Below are 16,979 nucleotides of genomic sequence, written 5' to 3' on the forward strand. Positions count from 1 at the left end.
GCTCAGCCGATGCCGAACGCGCCCTCGGGCGGCACGGGCGACGGTACGGCGTCCTCGTCCCGTACCGGGCGCGCGTCGCCGATGAAGCGGCGCAGCGCGGGGCCGTGCTCCACCCGGGCGGGGAACGCGTCGGAGGCGGTGCGTCGGGCCAGGGCGGTCACGTCGAGCGGGTGGTGCGCGGCGACGAGGACCGCGTTGCCGAACCGGCGGCCGCGCAGCACGGCCGGCTCGGCGATGAGCGCCAGTTCCTCGAACACCACGGCGAGGTTGGCGAGTTGGGACCGCAGGAAGCCGAAGGGCGCGGCGTCGGCGAGGTTCGCCAGATAGACGCCGTCGCCGCGCAGCACCCGTCCGGCCTCCTGGGCGTAGGACAGGGACGTCAGATGGGCGGGGACCCGGGAGCCGCCGAAGACGTCGGCGACGAGCGCGTCTGCGGAGCTGTCCGGGGCCGCCTCCAGCCAGGCCCGCGCGTCGGCGGCGTGCAGCGCGATGCCCGCCCCGGCCGGCACCGGCAGGTGCTCGGCGACCAGGTCCAGCAGACCGCGGTCGAACTCGACGACGTCCTGCCGGGAGCCGGGGCGGGTCGCGGCCAGGTACCGGGGCAGGGTGAGGGCGCCGCCGCCGAGATGCAGCACGGCCAGCGGCCGTCCCGTCTCGGCGACGGTGTCCAGGACGTGCCCGAGGCGCCGCGCGTACTCGAACTCCAGATACGTCGGATCGTCCAGGTCGACGTACGACTGCGGCGCCCCGTCGACGGTCAGCAGCCAGGCCCGCTCCCGGTCGACGTCGGGCATCAGCTTGGCGATGCCGTGATCGACGTCGCGGGTGACGGGTATGGCTTCCACCTGTTCATTGTGCCCGCACCCTCACAGAACGGCGGTCACGGTCCCCGCTCCCACGGTCCGTCCGCCCTCACGGATGGCGAACCCGAGACCCGGCTCCAACGGAACCTCCCGCCCGAGTTCGACGGTCATGACGACCCGCTCCCCCGGTCGCGCCACGGCCGCCTCCCCCAGATCCACATCCCCCACGACGTCGGCCGTGCGGATGTAGAACTGCGGCCGGTATCCGGTGGAGACAGGCGTCGTACGCCCTCCTTCGCGCGCCGAGAGCACGTACACCTGGGCCGTGAACCGACGACTCGGACTCACACTCCCCGGCGCCGTGACCACATGCCCCCGCCGGACGGCGTCCCGCGGCACCCCCCGCAGCAGCAGCGCCACGTTGTCCCCCGCCTGCGCGTCCTCCATCGGCTTGCCGAAGGTCTCCAGGCCGGTGACGACGCTCTCCAGCCCGGCGCCGAGCACTTCGACCCGGTCGCCCACCCGGACCGTGCCCCGCTCGACCGCGCCGGTGACGACGGTCCCCCGGCCCGTGATGGTGAGCACGTTCTCCACGGACAGCAGGAACGGCGCGTCGAGATACCGCTCGGGCATCGGCACATACGTGTCGACCGCGTCGAGCAGTGCGTCGATGGAGGCCGTCCACCGTGGGTCGCCCTCCAGGGCCTTGAGCCCCGAGACCCGTACGACGGGCGCGGCGTCGCCGCCGTAGCCGTGCGAGGTGAGGAGTTCCCGTACCTCCAGTTCGACGAGGTCGGCGAGCTCCTCGTCGGCGGAGTCCGCCTTGTTCAGGGCCACGATCACGTGGTCGACGCCCACCTGTCGGGCGAGCAGCACGTGCTCGGCGGTCTGCGGCATGATCCCGTCGAGCGCGGAGACGACGAGGATCGCCCCGTCGAGCTGCGCGGCGCCGGTGACCATGTTCTTGACGTAGTCGGCGTGGCCCGGCATGTCGACGTGCGCGTAGTGCCGGGTGTCGGTCTCGTACTCGACGTGCGCGATGTTGATGGTGATGCCGCGCGCGGCCTCCTCCGGGGCGCGGTCGATACGGTCGAACGGCACGAACGTGCCGGCGCCGCGGTCGGCGAGGACCTTGGTGATGGCGGCGGTCAGGGTGGTCTTGCCATGGTCTACGTGACCCATGGTGCCGATGTTCAGGTGCGGCTTGGTCCGTGCGTAAGCGGTCTTGGGCATGGCTGTACCTCGAAGCGTGTCCGTAGGAAGTGGGGACCCCGAGGAGCTGGCCGACCCTCCCCCTGCGGGGTCCGCCGGACGATCCGGAGAGGGTCAGCTTCGGGCGCCGTCGACAGCGGCCACGAGGAGCGGGACGGCAGCCTTCGGTGCATCCGCGACTGCGGATGCTGCGAGGACGAAGGCGTACCGGAACATGGTGTCGATCATCGCCGAGGGTTCGTTCGGCGTCGAATGGTTTTCGGCGGTTTGAAACGGGATGAGAGGAAGGGGTGCTGTCCTGATGACCGGCATCAGCGCGACCGAGTGGCGGGAACTGCTGCCGGAGGGCATCCGAGAGCAGCCAGGACGCCCGTTTTCCCGGCGGTGCGCGCCGTCTGGGAGGCCGGACGAGCCCAAGGCCTGGGCCTCCACGAAGCACAACTGGTCGTCCACGAGCGTTACATCCGCCACAGTGACCGGATCGCCCGGACCCCGGACGATCCACTGGACCTGGACTCGCTGAAGGCACGTGCGGCCGGTGCGCCGGGGCGCGTCACGGCGATCGAGGCCGTCTGGGACGGGGACACGGTCCACGACTGGTTCGTGATCCTGCGCGCCGTCACCGCCGACCCCGAGGGCGAACATCCGCTGGCCACCGTGTACTGGCGCGCAGCCGTACGGCGCCTCGCCGACGCGGACCCCGGCCCGCTCCACCCCTGCGCGGCCGTGGCCGACGAGGTGGGCAGGACGCTGGCCGACCGACTCTCGGTGCCGTTCCACTTCGAGAGCCCGCACGCCCCGGACGACGACCCGCCAAGCCGACGCCCGCACCTGTGACGGTCGTGAGACGGACCATACGGCGATCACACATGCCCGTCAGTTACTGTCGCGGGATGCTCGATGCCACCACCCGCTCTGGGGGCACCGCCACGGCCTCTCCCCGGGCCACCGCCACGGAGCTCGTCGTCCCCGTACCGGCTCCCGTGCCCTTCGCCACGTCCGTCGCGGCTCCCGTCGCCGCATCCGGCGGTCTCGCCGCGCGCTGCACCAGAGTGCTTCTGTCGCCCTGGGCCCGGTTCGCGCTGCTGGTCGCGCTGCTCGCGGCGGCCGCGTCGAGCGTGCTGCTCTTCGAACCGCAAAAGCTCCTCGCGGACGGCTGGCCACCGCAGTTGGGCGGCGTGTCGGCGGCCGCCGTCTTCGCGGTGGCGTACGGCCTGTGCACCGTGGCGTTCGTGCCGAGACCGCTGCTGAACCTGGCCGCGGGCGCGTTGTTCGGATCGCAGTGGGGCATCGCCGCGTCGTTGGCGGGCACGGTGCTGGGGGCCGGTATCGCGTTCGGGCTCGGCCGCGTCCTCGGGCAGGACGCGCTCCGTCCGCTGCTGCGCGGCCGGCTGCTCAAGGCGGCGGACGGCCAGTTGAGCCGGCACGGCATGCGCTCGATGCTGGCCGCCCGGCTGTTCCCTGGGGTGCCGTTCTGGGCCGCGAACTACTGCGCCGCGGTCTCCCGCATGGGCTGGCTGCCGTTCCTGGTCGCGACCGGTCTGGGTTCGATACCGAACACCGCCGCGTATGTCGTCGCCGGGGCGCGCGCCTCCTCGCCGACCTCGCCCGCCTTCCTGATCGCCATGGCCTGCATCGCCCTGCCGGCGGTCGGCGGCGCGGCGGTGGCCTGGCGCAAACGCCACCACCTGCGCAGGCCCTGACGTCTCAGACGCCTTCCAGAATCATCGCGTTGGCGAGTCCGCCCGCCTCGCACATCGTCTGCAGGGCGTAGCGGGCGCCGCGTTCACGCATCGCGTGGACGAGCGTCGTGGTCAGACGGGTGCCGCTCGCGCCCAGCGGGTGCCCGAGCGCGATCGCCCCGCCGTGCACGTTGACCTTGGCGAGGTCGGCTCCGGTCTCCTGCCGCCAGGCCAGGACGACGCTGGAGAAGGCCTCGTTGACCTCGAAGAGGTCGATGTCGTCGAGCCGTAGTCCAGCCCGGCGCAGCACCTGCTCGGTCGCCGGGATCACGCCGGTCAGCATCAGCAGCGGATCCGAGCCGGTGACGGCGAAGCTGTGCAGCCGGGCGAGCGGGCGCAGACCGAGGCGGGCGGCGGTCTCGCCGGAGGTGATGAGCACGGCCGACGCACCGTCGTTGACGGGGCTCGCGTTGCCCGCGGTGACGTTCCACTCGATCTGCGGGAAGCGCTCGGCGAAGGCCGGGTCGTAGTAGGCGGACTTGAGGCCGGCGAGGATCTCGGGCGTGCTCCCGGGGCGTACGCACTCGTCGCGCGAGAGCCCCTCCAGGGGCGCGACCTCCGCGTCGAAGAGACCCGCCGACCAGGCTGCGTCGGCCTTGCGGTGCGAGGCCACCGCGAAGGCGTCCATCTGCTCCCGCGTGATCGACCATTTGGCGGCGATGAGTTCGGCGCTGACGCCCTGGGGGACGAGGCCCTCGGGGTAGCGCTCGGCCACGCCGGGCCCGAAGGGGTCCTTGCCGGGCGGCACGTTGGACCACATCGGCACCCGGCTCATCGACTCGACCCCGCAGGCGACGACCAGGTCGTAGGCGCCGGACATGACTCCCTGGGCCGCGAAGTGCACGGCCTGCTGGGAGGAGCCGCACTGCCGGTCGACGGTGGTCGCGGGGACCGTCTCCGGGAAGCCCGCCGACAGCAGCGCGTAGCGGGTGGTGTTCATGGCCTGCTCGCCGACCTGGTCGACGGCGCCGCCGATGACGTCGTCGATCAGCGCGGGGTCGACGCCCGAGCGCTCGACAAGGGTGCGCAGGGTGTGGGCGAGGAGTTCGACGGGGTGGACATGGGCGAGGGAGCCGTTCGGCTTGCCCTTGCCGATCGGGGTGCGTACGGCTTCGACGATGACTGCGTCACGCATGTGCGGGCCCTCCATGACGAGCACGAGCAGGGATGCCTGGGGCGCCTACTGGCGAGTAGGAAATTCAAACTCACCATAGCCCTGCGGGTTGGAAAATCCAACTGACAAGGGTTTGTTTTTCCAACGCCCTCTAGACTGACCGCATGGCCGCCACCAAAGACTCCGAGGACCCCAAGAGCTCCCAGGGCTCCAAGGGCTCGAAAGCCCCGCGCCCCTGCTCGATCGCCGACGCCCTCGCCCTCGTCGGTGAGAAGTACTCCCTGCTCGTCCTGCGGGAGGTGTGCCTGGGCAACGGCCGCTTCGACCAACTGGTGCGCAACATCGGCGCCCCGCGCGACATCCTGGCCACCCGGCTGCGCCGCCTCGTCGAGGCCGGGATCCTGACCAGGCGCGCCTACAGCGAGCGCCCGCAGCGCTTCGAGTACCGGCCCACACCGGCGGGGCTCGAACTGGAGCCGGTCCTGATGACGCTCATGGCCTGGGGCGACCGCCACCTCCGTGCGGACGACGACCGCCCCATGGTGATCGAGCACGCCTGCGGCAACGAACTGATCCCCCTGGTCACCTGCTCGGCCTGCGGCGAGAACGTCCGTCACGAGGACCTGACCGCCCACCCACAAACACCGGGCTGGACGGTGACGGGCCCGTCGGCGGCGTAGAACATCGGCCGACCGGAACCACAGGGCCCGCCCGAGGGCGCCTCAGGACGCGGCGGCGCTCTCCGCGAGACCGAACACCGTCTCGCACTCGGAGCACGTCACCCGGCCGAACAGATGGACCAGCCAGCCGGCCACGACGTCCTGTCCCGCCCCCAGGGCCAGGGCGTGCAGACGGGCCCCGATCCCGGTGAGTTCGGCGGGGTCGGCCGGATGGAGTTCGGCCTCGCACTCGACGAGGTACTCGCCCATCAGGACGACCGTGAAGGCCTCGCACTCGGGGCACTGGGCCTCGAACTCCTCCAGCAGGTGCTCCAGCTCCCGGGACCAGAACGGCACACCCTCGAAAGCGAGCAGGAACTGAAGGCGGTACGCGAAGTCCCGCGGATCGCGGGCGGGGACCCGCGTCACGCACTCCCGGCCCACCGCGAGCAACTCGGCGATCTCTCCCGCGTACCGGATCCTCAGTCCCTCATCGGCCTCGGCGACGATGCAGCCGGCCAGCCCGACCGCCTCGTCCCGGTCGCCGGCCGCCCGCCCGGCGGCGATGTCCGTGAGCACCGGCAGCGCGGCGAAGCTCGCCCCGTACACGTCCCCCTGGTGGCACAGCGACGACCAGAGACCGTGCCAGATCTCCCGGTCGCCCGGCCCTCCCTCCAGCCGGGCGAAGAGGGCGGGTATGTCGTCGGCGGGCCCGTAGGCGTGCGTGAGCTGCGACCAGTCGGTCGGGAGGTGCGTCATGGACCGGCATTCTGCTCCGCCGGTGTGACATCACTCCGCGGGCGGGTACGCGTCCAGCCGCCCGCACATCCCGAACTTCCCGTACACCGACGGCTGTTCGGCGCGTACGACGGCGTCGGCGAGGTGCGAGACGTCCCCGTCCGCGAGCCGGTCGAGCTGGTCCCCCGTGGCCTTCGCCGCCGCCCGCGCACCGCGGAGCCAGCGCTCGCGCCACTCGGACAGCCGGGGCCGTACGAGCGCGGCGGCGGCCCGGTGGAAGGCGGCCAGCTCCTCGGGGGCCTCGCGCAGGGCCCGATAGCCCGCCAGCGCGAGGTCGCGCCGGGCGCGGGCGATCCGGGCCTGCTCCTCCTCCGGGGCGTCGGCCGGGATCGCGGTCGCCGCGGCGTACGTCGCGGGGTCGGTGAGGTACTCCGGGGGGAGAGTGAGCACCGCGTCCCCCGCTTCCGGCAGCCCGCTGTTCTGCATCAGCACCGTGATGCGCAGGTCGTCCTCGTTGACCAGCCGGTGGACGGTGCCCGGCGTGAACCAGGCGACCGTGCCGGGCGCGAGAGGCGTGACCTCGTACCCGGACGTGGTCAGCGTCTGGACCGCACCCCGGCCGCCCGTGACGACGTACCCCTCCGAACAGGTCAGGTGCATATGGGGGGTTCCGCCGTGCAGGCCGTCGGCGGCGGGCCAGTCGTACACGCACAGGTGCGAGACGGCGACCCCGCCGGGCAGCCCCTGGTACGGGTTCACCATGGGTGCGCCTTCAGGTACTTGGCGATCTCCTCCCGCTCCCAGGCGCCGTCGGCCACGACGACCCGGTACCGGCGGGTGAGCGTGTCGCCGGGAGCGAGTTCGAGCTCGTCGAAGAAGGCCCAGGAGGGCGCGATCCCCGCGAAGGGCTCGTTGCGGACGAACCAGTGGGCGGGGTGGGCGCCATGGGCGCCGGAGTGGTCGTTCTCGGGGGCGTGCTCGAAGACGACGGTGGCATGGCCGTCGGCGCCGTCGTGCTCGCCGGACAGTGCGAGCCAGGAGCTCTGCGAGGCCATCAGCCCGGGCCCCTCGCCCTCGGGGCCGATGATCCGGCCGTCCCGGAAGGCGCGCGGGCCGCGCCAGAACAGGCCCGTGTAGCCGGCCAGCTCCCGCCCCGCGGTGGTCGGGCTGCCGAAGCGGAGCGGCTCGTCGCGGCGGTTGGTGACGGCGCTGGTCCACGTCAGCGCCCAGGAACCGGCCTCCGGGTCGACGTCGTGCACCTCGATCCGGCGCGTCTCCTCGGCCCACAGCTCGCCGCTGTGCGGGTGCCAGGTCAGCCGCTCGGCGATGACGACCCGGCCGCCGACGGCGCGGACCTCGTCGAAGCCGACGTGCGCCATCGACCCGACCCGCTCGGGGAGGGCGAGATACCCCTCGCCGTGGACGTACGAATTGCCGCCCCACAGATTGGCGCCCGAGAGGTGGGAGGCGGTCAGCGACAGCCCCTTGTGCCAGCGGTGGTCGTTGGGCCGGTAGTCGGTGACGAGGTCGCCCCGAAGCGTCCGCAGCGGGTGGAGGTACGGCTTCGGCGCCTCCCAGGCCGCCTCGGGCCGGTAGACGTAGGCGAGCAGTTCGACGCCGGTGGCCGGGTCGGTCACCGTGATGCGGTCGCCGTGGGCGTGGACGAGACGCAGGTCGCCGGTCACGCGGACACCTCCACGTCGACCGTGACCGGGTGCGGAGCCCAGCCGGGGGCGCCCCCGTGCAGAGCCGTGTAGTACGGGTCGCCGGGTCCGACCTCGCCCCGCTTCACCGTCGTGTCCGTGAACGCCGACTTGTACAGCGCGGTGATCAGTTCCAGGCTGGTGCGCCCGTCCGCGCCGCTGCTGCGCGGCCGCAGGCCGGCCCGCATGCTCGCGACCAGCTCGCGCAACTGCGCCAGGTGCGAGCTGGGGACGTCGGCGCCGAAGTCCTGCCAGGCCGCAACCTGCTCGTCCGGTACGTCCGGGGCAGGGGTGATGCGCCAGTTGGCGTTGGAGTGGCCGTAGAGGTGGGTGAGTTCGACGGTGGCGCGCTCGCAGTCGATGCGGATGCGGCTGACCTCGTCGGGGCTCAGGACGCTGTTGACGACCGTGGCCATGGCCCCGCTCTCGAAGCGGACCAGGGCGGTGGAGACGTCCTCCGTCTCCACGTCGTGCACGAGCCGGCCGGCCATGGCCCGCACCTCGCTCCATGGACCGAGGAGGTCCAGCAGCAGGTCCATCTGATGGATGCCGTGGCCCATGGCGGGGCCGCCGCCCTCGGTCTGCCAGCGACCGCGCCAGGGCACGGCGTAGTAGGCGGTGTCGCGGTACCAGGTGGTCTGGCAGTGCGCGACGAGCGGCCGCCCGAGGGCCTGCTCGGCGAGCAGCCGCCGCACGTGCCGCGACCCTGATCCGAAACGGTGCTGGAAGACGATCGAGGCGTACGGACCGCCGCTCTGCGCCCCCTCCTCCGCTTCTACGGCGTCGTAGTCGGCGAGGGTCGGCACCGGCGGCTTCTCGCACCACACCCAGGCGCCGGCCCGCAGCGCGGCCACGCTCTGCTCGCGGTGCAGGGTCGGCGGGGTGCAGATGGTCACCAGGTCGGGGCGCTGCTCCGCCAGCATCCGCTCCAGATCGGTGTAGCCGTGCGGAACGCCGCCTTCCGCACAGAACGTCTCGACGGCGTCGGCATCGATGTCAACGGCCGCCACGACCTCGATCTCGCCCTCGGCGGCGAGTTGCTGGAGGGCGGGCAGATGGGAGCCTCGACCGATGGCGCCGGTACCGATGACAGCAGCCCGGATACGGCGCCCGGCAAGCGGCGCGGGCAGCGCAGCGGACGGCCGACTGGATGGGGACATGGGCGTGATCAGCACTCCTCCGACGAACGGCCGTATGACCGGGACGAACGGCCGTATGACCGGACGGGCCAGCAACCAAGCGGAAGGCCTGCAGCACGCACACGCAGCAAGCGCTTTCCCTGAGCAGCAACGTATGCGGCGGCCGGGCGACCGGTCAACCATGTGGGGCTGTGGGACGTGCGGGGAGGTAATTGGCGGGGGCTGACCTGTAGGCGGGGCGGGGCGGGCGCGGGGCGCGGGGGCAGGTGCGGGGCGGGTGCCGCACAGACGGGCGCGCCGCGGGAGGCCTGGGCGCTTGCCCGGCGGGCAGGGCCTCCGCCGGACGGGGCGGGGCGCGCCGGCGGGCGGGTGGGGCACAAGCGGGCGCGGCTCCGCGGGAGCGGGGCGGCTTCGCCTTGCGGGCAAGGGCACTGCCGGCACCCTGGACGACGGGTGGCACGCAGGCGGGCGCGCCGCGGGAGGCCTGGGCGCTTGCCCGGCGGGCAGGGCCTCCGCCGGACGGGGCGGGGCACCCTGGCGGGCGGGTGGCGCGCAGGCGGGCGCGCCTCCGCGGGAGCGGGGCGGCTCGCCTTGCGGGCAAGGGCACTGCCGGCACCCTGGACGACGGGTGGCACGCAGGCGGGCGCGCCGCGGGAGGCCGGGGCGCTTGCCCGGCGGGCAGGGCCTCCGCCGGACGGGGCGGGGCGCGCCGGCGGGCGGGTGGGGCACAAGCGGGCGCGCCTCCGCGGGAGCGGGGCGGCTTGTCCGGCGGGCAGGGCACTGCCGGGCCGCGCGGGGGCACCCTGGACGACCGGTGGCACACAGGGGCGCCCTTCCACGGGCGGGGCGGCCGACCGGCGGGCAAGGCTCTGCCGGGGCGCGCGGGGGCGTCCTGGGTGGAGGGTGGCGTGCAGGCGGGCGCGGCTCTGCGGGAGTGGGGTGCTTGGTCGGTGGGCTGGGCATCCGGTGGGGCGGGCGGGGACGTGGCGGCCGGCAGGGAAACCAGTGGGAGGGCGGGTGATGGGAGGGTCGTTCGGGGGGAGAGAGTGGGGGGCGTCGGTGTAGGGACAGGTGGGGTGCCTGCCAAACCCCTGTGCCGGGACTGTCGTCCCGGACCGCTACGCTTCCCTCGGCACACACTTGATCACCTGATCACTTCGCGCGGCGGGCCTGCCGTCGCCGTCGCCCTCTCCGATCGGCACTTGGACTCCGTAACCTCATGTCTTGGTTTGAATCCCTCATCCTCGGACTCGTCCAGGGGCTGACCGAGTTCCTCCCCGTCTCCTCCAGCGCTCATCTGCGGCTGACCGCGGCGTTCTCCGGGTGGAAGGACCCCGGCGCCGCCTTCACGGCGATCACGCAGATCGGCACGGAGGCAGCGGTGCTGATCTACTTCCGCAAGGACATCGGCCGGATCATCTCGGCATGGAGCCGGTCGCTGTTCAACAAGGCGATGCGCAAGGACCACGACGCCCAGATGGGCTGGCTGGTGATCGTCGGCTCGATCCCGATCGGCGTGCTGGGCGTGACGTTGAAGGACCAGATCGAGGGACCCTTCCGCGACCTGCGGATCACGGCGACCATGCTCGTCGTCATCGGCGTCGTGATCGGCATCGCCGACCGGCTCGCGGCCCGCGACGAGACCGGCGGCAAGCACCGCGCGCCCAAGCAGCGCAAGACGCTGGAGAACCTGGGCGTCAAGGACGGCCTGATCTTCGGCCTCTGCCAGGCCTGCGCCCTCATCCCGGGCGTCTCGCGCTCCGGCGCCACCATCAGCGGCGGCCTGTTCATGGGCTACAAGCGCGAGGCCGCGGCCCGTTACTCCTTCCTGCTGGCCATTCCGGCCGTCCTCGCCTCCGGAGTCTTCGAGACGAAGGACGCGCTCGAGGGCGGTCACGTGGCTTGGGGGCCGACGATGTTCGCGACGGTGATCGCCTTCGCGTCGGGATACGCGGTCATCGCCTGGTTCATGAAGTTCATCAGCACCAAGTCGTTCATGCCGTTCGTGTACTACCGCGTCGTCCTCGGCATCGTCATCATCGGTCTGGTCGCGACGGGCGCGCTCAGCCCGCACGCGGCGGAGTCTGCGGGCTGACCCCTTCATCACCACCGCTGCTCGCCGCTCCCCACCCCTCCTCGCCGAACTCGCCGACGAGCCGCCCCGGTTGATCGATCAGCCGTGACCAACCCCATATCGGCGCGCGTAGCCGTCCGGTAGCGCAGTGTCAGTGCTTCCGCCTAGGCTTGGCGCATGTCCCCCAATTCTGTGACCTCTGGTTCCGTGCGGTCTGCGGCGGAGTTAAACGAGCGGATCCGGGCCCTCTGGCTGCGCGCGGGCGGCTCGTTGTCGGCCCTGGAGCGGGCGGAGTACGAGCTGCTGGTGGTGGAGTGGGCCGCGGCGATCCGCGGCGAGGTGGTCACGGCGGCCTGAGACCCGCCCGCCTCCCACGGTCCGTGAGCGGCGGACGGGTCTGGGCAGGGTTCGGTCACTCGCCCTGTCGGCTACTCGCCCTGTCGGCTACTCGTCCTGTCGGATAGTCGCTCTCTCAGGCCAGGAAAGCGGTCAGGCTGTCGAGGAGCATCGTGCTGCCCTGCTCGGCCATGGCGCATTCCTCGGCGGTGTCGCAGGTCTGGTGGAGCCCGATCCGCGTGTGGCGATCGTCCTGTTCGTCGAGTTCCATGGTCATGGCCGCGGGCGCGGACTTGCCGGGTACGTCCATGCCGACCACCAGGAGACGGTGCTCGACGACCTCGAGATAGGAGCCGGTCAGCGGGACCTGCTCGCCGTCCGGCGTGGCCATCGTGGCCTTCCACGCTCCGCCCGGCCGTACGTCCATCTCGACGGATCCGGCGACGGCGTAGGCCCACCGGGCGTACTGCTCCGGGGTGGTCCACGCCTGCCACACCTTCGCCACGGGAGCGGACAGGGTTCGGGTGAGGTGGTAGGAGAAGCCGTCGGCCGGGGTGGACTGCTCGGTGCTCATGGTTCGTCTCCTTGTGCGGATGTCTGGTGATGCCTGGTGATCCCTGGTCGGGAAGGTCGCCTGGTAGACACCCGCGGACGCGGAAACTCATCGCTGCGGCCCGCCCCCAAAGGTGGGCCGGCCCAGCGCGCCGAGGACGGCGGCTGTCGGCCGCCGCCCTCGACCGGGGACCGTCAGGGGTTCTCGATGGTGATGAAGGGGTCCCACTGGAAGTACCCCTTCAACTGCCGATGGCGGTCCAGGATCTGGAAGGAGAAGTGGTACACGACCTTGCCGGGCTTTTTGACGGTCGCCCGCCAGTAATGGTCCTGGTAGTTCTGCGTCACGAATTCCGGCCTGCCTTCGGTCCCCTCCTTCGGAATGGGAAAGATGCCGTCGATCACCTCGATCTCCGGCGTCCTGATGAGCTGGTGGTCCGTGTCGCTGCTCACGTACCTGTACAGCAGCGCCTTGTAGTCACTGCTGAGCGACAGGGTCGTCTCGCGCCACCTGATGCTGTCCCCGGGTTCGGCCCGCAGGTTCAGCTCGGCCCCCGACGTACCGACGATGTGATCGTGTCGCGTCGTCATGTAGATCAGGCTTTCGTCGACGTAGGTCGGTGCGTCGGGGTTCCTCGACGCGTTGGGGTTCTGCTCGACGATCGTGGCCGCGTCGAACGCGATCAGTACGTTGAGATCAGCCATTTTCTGCCCCTTTCGAATTCACCTTGTAGGACATCGCTCGCGGGTAGTCGTGTCGGCGCAGGCGGACGCGGACCAGCAGCGGTCCGGCGTTGACCGGGTCGTTCGGGTCGGTGAGGCGGGCCAGCAGGTCGTCCAGCTCGAAGGCGTGCGCGATGCTGATCCCGTTCGCCGGGGTGTTCTTGCCGGCGAAGACGTCCGCGAGGCGGTCGTAGTGCCATGGGTGGAGGACGTTGTAGAAGTCCGCGTTCTCCGGGTCCGCGGAGTCCGGCTCGGCGTAGTACGACGGGTGCACCAGCATCTGCTCGATGCCGTAGAAGTGCCCGTTGTCCATGACGAACACCACCGAGCGGAGCCCGAGCCTGGTGTGCGTGGAGATCTCCTGACAGGTTTCCTGGAAGGCGCCGTCGCCGACGAACACCATCGGGCGGGCGGGCCGGCGTTCGGGGGCGAGCGCGGCACCGGTGGCCGCGCCGACCGACCAGCCGATGGACAGCCAGCTGACCTGTGACAGGAACCCGCCCGCGGGCAGGGACAGGTTCATCGAGCCGATGAGGGAGAACGCGGCATCGGAGACGACCGTCCAGTCCTCCTCCGTCTCCTGGCCGAGGAAGTGGTTGATCCGGTCGAACGCGCCGTCATAGGTGAGCTGTTGCCGGTCGGCGTGCCGGGACCGCGAGCCGCTGATGCGCAGGGAGGAACGGTGGTGTTCCAGGCCGGCGGGGCGGCCGCCGAGCGAACCGTGGTGGGCATGGGCCTCGGCGTAGTAGTCGGCGGCCGGGCCTCCGGAGCCGTAGGCCTTCACCAGCGCGTCCTGGAGGGCGGGCAGCAGGTGTGCGAGCTGGACGTCGGGGAAGTAGGAGGTGCCGACGCTGACGCCGCCGTGCCCGGCCATCACCCAGTCGCCGCCGACGCACTGCTCGCCGCCGAGGTTCTTCGACGTGGACCAGGCGCCGAGGCCGATCCGGCAAGTGGCCCAGTCCTTGAACATCCGGTACACGTCCGGGTGACTGGCGTGGCCGTTGTAGACGCCGTGGAACTGCGGCAGGTCCTCGTCGACGACGGCCTTCGCGCCGACCGTGGTGCAGAACGGCACTCCGGTGGCCTCGACGAGGTCGGTGAGCTGCCCGCCGAGGCGGAACCGGTCGATCTCCTCGCCGGCCCACACGATCGGGCGGGGCCTGCCGTCCGGTCCTGGATGGTCCTCGACCAGGGTGAGGATCGCGTTCACGGCGTGGTCCAGCATGGTCTGGTTGCGCGCGCTGAACGGCCGCTCGTGGCGGAGGATCGGCTCCTCGGGCTCGGGGCAGGGCTCGTCCCACAGGTCCTCCATGACCTCCAGGTAGACCGGCCTGCGCTCGGCGAGGCACGCGGTGAGCGCGGCGTCGATCTGGCCGGCGGCGAGGCCCGGGTTGGAGATGACCTGCGCGTCCACGGTGACCTGCCGGTAGACGTCCAGGTTGCTCTCCGGGCGGGGGCTCATGTGCGAGGTGAGCATGCCCAGGGCGCGGTAGTTCTGCCACTGCTCGTACGGCGGGGAGGCGTTGACGGCGATGAGCGGGACCTGCTCGACGTAGGCGCCACCGCAGGCGTTGAGCAGGTTGAACGCGCCGACGCTGTAGGTGACCGCCGCCGCGCCGACGCCGTGGATGCGGGCGTAGGCGTCGGCGGCCTGGCCGGCGCCGCCCTCGGTGGGGGTGCCGACCCACTCGATGTCGCCTTCGGCCCGCAGGGCGGTCAGAAACGGGCCGAGGTGGTTGCCGGGGACGCCGAACAGGTGGGTGATGCCCAACTCGGCCAGCCGCAGGGCGAGGTAGCGGGCGACCGTGCACTCGGGGGTGATCGCGGTCATGAACAGTCCTCCGCGTTCGGGCCCGGGGTGGTGACCGGCGGAGCCTGGTGTACGGCGACGGCGACGCGGACGGCGCTCTCCAGGGCGCCCTCGATCCAGGCGTGCTTGAGGGAGGTGTGCTCTCCCGCGAAGTGCACGGGGCCTTCGGGCCGGGAGACGTCCAGGTGGAAGCTGGTCATCTGGTGGGCGGTGTAGATGGCGGCCTCACCGAAGGCGTACGGGTCGCGGGCCCAGCTCTGGGTGGCGCCCCGTCCGGTGAAGAACACCTCGATGCGGCGGCCGTGCAGGGCCTGGAGGTTGCGCAGGGCATAGACGTAGCGCTCCGCGCTGGGCATGGAGTCCCAGCGGGCGGCGTCGTCGGACCAGCAGTACGAGGCGAGCACCACGCCGCCGGTGCTGCCCTCGACCCGGTGCGACGGGTAGTACATGAACCGGTTGGGGTTGTCGGTGGCGGAGCCGCCTCCGAAACAGTGGGTTGCGGGGCGCACCGCGGGTCCGCGCAGCGGCAGGGCGCTGTCGAGCTGCCGCATCTCCTCGGTGACGCTGCCGTCCTTGACCGCGGCGCCGAGCAGGCCGGCGTCCTGGCCGGAGAGCACGAGGGTGGGACCGGTGTCCGATGCGGCGAGCGTGAGCGCGGGATCGGGGTCCGCCCCGGCGCTCAGCCGGTAGAACTCGTGAAGGCCCGGTGCGATGCTCTCGAGTTCGTCCCGCCAGTCGTCCTCGGTGAACTCCCACCACCGCCGGCTGAACTCCAGCAGCACCTTGGTGGCCTGGTCGTAGTGGGTCTCGATGACGGCGCGGCGCTTCTTGTACGACATCGAGGGGACGATCTCCACGAAGCGCAGGGCGGAGAAGGGGACGGTGACGATGGCCAGGTCCGCGGTCCACAGGCGCGGCGGGGACTGGGGGTCGTTCTCGGCGACGGTCTGCACGGCCACGCCCCACCCGTCGGGTCCGACCGCGCCGGTGCCGTCGGGGTCGGCGTCACGGCTGGGGTCGTGGTACTCGAGGCGGATCATGCGGTGGCCGAGCTGCACCTCGTCGCGCAGGCCCTGGTGGAGGGCGTGCGGCAGGCGCCAACTGCCGCCGGGTATCTCCCAGTAGCGGACGCCGGGGTTGATGTCGCTGCGGCTCAGGAAGCTGTGGAAGAAGGAGAGGTGCAGCCGTGAGGACATGTTCTCCAGGGTTCCGACGGCCTCGATCGCCTCGTCGCTGAGCCCGGCGTGGTCGCGGAGGAAGCCGCCCATCGAGTAGCCGTCGAAGTCACGGATCACCCTGGCCCAGCCCTCGACCCACTCGTCGAACGGCTTGTTGACGCGTTTGCCGTCGACGACGTCGGAGTAGTAGTCGCGCACGCTCTCCAGCGCGTCGTCGACCATCTTCACGACGGGGGCGCGCACCTCGTCGTCGGTGAGGTGGAAGCCCTCGTTGATCCGTTCGGGAGTGGTGGCGTAGTCGGTGCGCCGCACCTGGACGCGGTTGGCGCGGATCCAGGAGTTGCCGCGCTTGTCGGGTTCACGGAAGTCGGGGCTGTCGTCGCCGTACGTCCAGGTCCGGCCCGTGAAGGAGGTGTACGTCACCGGAGGGACGGGCACGTCGGGGTGACTGCCGGTGGTGGGGTCCACGTCCACGTTGTAGAACTGGCGGCGGCCGAGCCCGAGTTTGTCGACGAGGGCGAGGACGAGCGGGTGGAAGTCGGGCAGCCGCATGGCGCCGGCCTCGGCGTACTGGGAGTGGTCGTCGAAGGGCTGGTGGTGCTTGGTGGCGCGGAAGGTCTTGATGCGTCCGCCGACGCGGCCGGCGTTGGCCTCGACGATGGTGACGTCGTGACCGGCGTCCTTGAGCAGGCGGCCGGCGACGAGGCCGGTGATGCCGGCGCCGATGACGAGGATCTTCTTGCGCGGGTGGTGGGTGGAGCCGAGGTGGCCCGTGTCGATGAGGGTGTGGAGATAGCCGAGCTTGAGGTCCTTGTCGTCCGGCCCGACGAGGAGGAGTTCACGGGCGAGCTTGAGGCACGTCTGCCAGCGCGCACGGGTCGCGGAGTTGTCCCGTGGAAGGTCGGTCATAGCTTGCGATCCTAGATATGGAGAAACGATTTCCTGATTCCTCCGGCAGATAAAGTCCTAAAACCACCGATCGCACTTCCTGGCGGAATTTTGACTTGCCCGACTTTCCCTCAAAAGAACCGGAGATTCGCCAGGGACGGAAGGGAAAGGGGAGTTATTCAGACGGACGATTCGCCCGCGGAACAACGAAATCCGGCACGGAACATGGGAATCCAGGACCCTCGACGACGACGGCCCAACCGACCGACCGGGACCAGAGGGAACAGGGAGGACGGGGAGGACGGCAC

The 16,979-nt window shown here is 71.3% G+C and carries 16 protein-coding genes; 5 read left to right on the forward strand and 11 right to left on the reverse strand.

Annotation, left to right across the window (positions count from 1 at the left end; genetic code table 11):
• Positions 1–2 precede the first annotated feature (2 nt).
• Both ACIBAF_RS10880 and tuf read right to left on the reverse strand, forming a co-directional pair.
• Complete coding sequence (locus ACIBAF_RS10880; protein WP_399462926.1) at positions 3–794, reverse strand: spermidine synthase; 792 nt, start codon at positions 792–794, stop codon at positions 3–5.
• Positions 795–866: 72 nt separating this feature from the next.
• The gene (gene tuf / locus ACIBAF_RS10885; protein WP_399462842.1) at positions 867–2,036 is read right to left on the reverse strand and encodes an elongation factor Tu; all 1,170 of its coding nucleotides are present in this window, start codon (positions 2,034–2,036) and stop codon (positions 867–869) included.
• Between the two features lie 363 nt (positions 2,037–2,399).
• Here tuf and ACIBAF_RS10890 point away from each other — a divergent pair, with 363 nt between their 5' ends.
• Positions 2,400–2,852: a hypothetical protein gene (locus ACIBAF_RS10890; RefSeq protein ID WP_399462843.1), complete on the forward strand. Its 453-nt coding sequence runs from the start codon at positions 2,400–2,402 to the stop codon at positions 2,850–2,852.
• 56 nt (positions 2,853–2,908) lie between these two features.
• Positions 2,909–3,718, forward strand: coding sequence for a TVP38/TMEM64 family protein (locus tag ACIBAF_RS10895; protein ID WP_399462845.1), 810 nt, complete (start codon positions 2,909–2,911; stop codon positions 3,716–3,718).
• A gap of 4 nt (positions 3,719–3,722) precedes the next feature.
• On the opposite strand, the gene ACIBAF_RS10900 is transcribed toward ACIBAF_RS10895, so the two are convergent.
• Positions 3,723–4,892, reverse strand: coding sequence for a thiolase family protein (locus tag ACIBAF_RS10900; protein WP_399462846.1), 1,170 nt, complete (start codon positions 4,890–4,892; stop codon positions 3,723–3,725).
• Between the two features lie 143 nt (positions 4,893–5,035).
• On the opposite strand from ACIBAF_RS10900, the gene ACIBAF_RS10905 reads away from it, so the two are divergent.
• Complete coding sequence (locus ACIBAF_RS10905) at positions 5,036–5,551, forward strand: winged helix-turn-helix transcriptional regulator (RefSeq protein WP_399462847.1); 516 nt, start codon at positions 5,036–5,038, stop codon at positions 5,549–5,551.
• Positions 5,552–5,593: 42 nt separating this feature from the next.
• On the opposite strand, the gene ACIBAF_RS10910 is transcribed toward ACIBAF_RS10905, so the two are convergent.
• Genes ACIBAF_RS10910 through ACIBAF_RS10925 form a run of 4 tightly spaced genes read right to left on the reverse strand, consistent with a single transcriptional unit; the run spans position 5,594 to position 9,131 of the window.
• Entirely contained in the window at positions 5,594–6,289 is a 696-nt protein-coding gene (locus ACIBAF_RS10910) for a hypothetical protein (RefSeq protein ID WP_399462848.1), read from the reverse strand.
• Positions 6,290–6,319: 30 nt separating this feature from the next.
• Positions 6,320–7,030, reverse strand: a complete 711-nt coding sequence (locus tag ACIBAF_RS10915; RefSeq protein WP_399462849.1) for a cupin domain-containing protein — start codon at positions 7,028–7,030, stop codon at positions 6,320–6,322.
• A complete protein-coding gene (locus ACIBAF_RS10920; RefSeq protein ID WP_399462850.1) occupies positions 7,024–7,953 on the reverse strand; it encodes a PmoA family protein in 930 nt (309 codons plus the stop codon). Before ACIBAF_RS10920 ends, ACIBAF_RS10915 begins: the two co-directional genes overlap by 7 nt.
• Positions 7,950–9,131, reverse strand: a complete 1,182-nt coding sequence (locus ACIBAF_RS10925; protein WP_399462851.1) for a Gfo/Idh/MocA family protein — start codon at positions 9,129–9,131, stop codon at positions 7,950–7,952. Before ACIBAF_RS10925 ends, ACIBAF_RS10920 begins: the two co-directional genes overlap by 4 nt.
• A 1,198-nt stretch (positions 9,132–10,329) precedes the next feature.
• On the opposite strand from ACIBAF_RS10925, the gene ACIBAF_RS10930 reads away from it, so the two are divergent.
• Together ACIBAF_RS10930 and ACIBAF_RS10935 are read left to right on the forward strand one after the other, a co-directional pair.
• Positions 10,330–11,205, forward strand: coding sequence for an undecaprenyl-diphosphate phosphatase (locus tag ACIBAF_RS10930; RefSeq protein ID WP_399462852.1), 876 nt, complete (start codon positions 10,330–10,332; stop codon positions 11,203–11,205).
• A 156-nt stretch (positions 11,206–11,361) separates the two neighbouring features.
• Positions 11,362–11,541: a hypothetical protein gene (locus ACIBAF_RS10935; protein ID WP_399462853.1), complete on the forward strand. Its 180-nt coding sequence runs from the start codon at positions 11,362–11,364 to the stop codon at positions 11,539–11,541.
• Between the two features lie 115 nt (positions 11,542–11,656).
• Here ACIBAF_RS10935 and ACIBAF_RS10940 read toward each other — a convergent pair whose 3' ends face one another.
• The 4 genes from ACIBAF_RS10940 to ACIBAF_RS10955 form a co-directional block, all read right to left on the reverse strand.
• Positions 11,657–12,094: an SRPBCC domain-containing protein gene (locus ACIBAF_RS10940; RefSeq protein ID WP_399462854.1), complete on the reverse strand. Its 438-nt coding sequence runs from the start codon at positions 12,092–12,094 to the stop codon at positions 11,657–11,659.
• A gap of 173 nt (positions 12,095–12,267) precedes the next feature.
• Positions 12,268–12,777 (reverse strand): inclusion body family protein, encoded by a 510-nt coding sequence (locus tag ACIBAF_RS10945; RefSeq protein WP_399462855.1) that lies wholly within the window; start codon positions 12,775–12,777, stop codon positions 12,268–12,270.
• Positions 12,770–14,626: a thiamine pyrophosphate-binding protein gene (locus ACIBAF_RS10950; RefSeq protein ID WP_399462856.1), complete on the reverse strand. Its 1,857-nt coding sequence runs from the start codon at positions 14,624–14,626 to the stop codon at positions 12,770–12,772. Before ACIBAF_RS10950 ends, ACIBAF_RS10945 begins: the two co-directional genes overlap by 8 nt.
• Positions 14,623–16,692 (reverse strand): flavin monoamine oxidase family protein, encoded by a 2,070-nt coding sequence (locus ACIBAF_RS10955; protein WP_399462857.1) that lies wholly within the window; start codon positions 16,690–16,692, stop codon positions 14,623–14,625. The genes ACIBAF_RS10950 and ACIBAF_RS10955 overlap by 4 nt, the downstream gene beginning before the upstream one ends.
• Positions 16,693–16,979 lie beyond the last annotated feature (287 nt).

Source organism: Streptomyces sp. NPDC051677 (assembly GCF_044453465.1).
Lineage (GTDB): Bacteria > Actinomycetota > Actinomycetes > Streptomycetales > Streptomycetaceae > Streptomyces.

Excerpts from the sequence above, each read along its gene's own strand:
- ACIBAF_RS10880 (WP_399462926.1), bottom strand. The coding sequence starts at position 794 with ATGCCCGACGTCGACCGGGAGCGGGCCTGGCTGCTGACCGTCGACGGG.
- tuf (WP_399462842.1), bottom strand. The coding sequence starts at position 2,036 with ATGCCCAAGACCGCTTACGCACGGACCAAGCCGCACCTGAACATCGGC.
- ACIBAF_RS10895 (WP_399462845.1), top strand. The coding sequence starts at position 2,909 with ATGCTCGATGCCACCACCCGCTCTGGGGGCACCGCCACGGCCTCTCCC.
- ACIBAF_RS10900 (WP_399462846.1), bottom strand. The coding sequence starts at position 4,892 with ATGCGTGACGCAGTCATCGTCGAAGCCGTACGCACCCCGATCGGCAAG.
- ACIBAF_RS10905 (WP_399462847.1), top strand. The coding sequence starts at position 5,036 with ATGGCCGCCACCAAAGACTCCGAGGACCCCAAGAGCTCCCAGGGCTCC.
- ACIBAF_RS10910 (WP_399462848.1), bottom strand. The coding sequence starts at position 6,289 with ATGACGCACCTCCCGACCGACTGGTCGCAGCTCACGCACGCCTACGGG.
- ACIBAF_RS10915 (WP_399462849.1), bottom strand. The coding sequence starts at position 7,030 with ATGGTGAACCCGTACCAGGGGCTGCCCGGCGGGGTCGCCGTCTCGCAC.
- ACIBAF_RS10925 (WP_399462851.1), bottom strand. The coding sequence starts at position 9,131 with ATGTCCCCATCCAGTCGGCCGTCCGCTGCGCTGCCCGCGCCGCTTGCC.
- ACIBAF_RS10930 (WP_399462852.1), top strand. The coding sequence starts at position 10,330 with ATGTCTTGGTTTGAATCCCTCATCCTCGGACTCGTCCAGGGGCTGACC.
- ACIBAF_RS10935 (WP_399462853.1), top strand. The coding sequence starts at position 11,362 with ATGTCCCCCAATTCTGTGACCTCTGGTTCCGTGCGGTCTGCGGCGGAG.
- ACIBAF_RS10940 (WP_399462854.1), bottom strand. The coding sequence starts at position 12,094 with ATGAGCACCGAGCAGTCCACCCCGGCCGACGGCTTCTCCTACCACCTC.
- ACIBAF_RS10945 (WP_399462855.1), bottom strand. The coding sequence starts at position 12,777 with ATGGCTGATCTCAACGTACTGATCGCGTTCGACGCGGCCACGATCGTC.
- ACIBAF_RS10950 (WP_399462856.1), bottom strand. The coding sequence starts at position 14,626 with ATGACCGCGATCACCCCCGAGTGCACGGTCGCCCGCTACCTCGCCCTG.
- ACIBAF_RS10955 (WP_399462857.1), bottom strand. The coding sequence starts at position 16,692 with ATGACCGACCTTCCACGGGACAACTCCGCGACCCGTGCGCGCTGGCAG.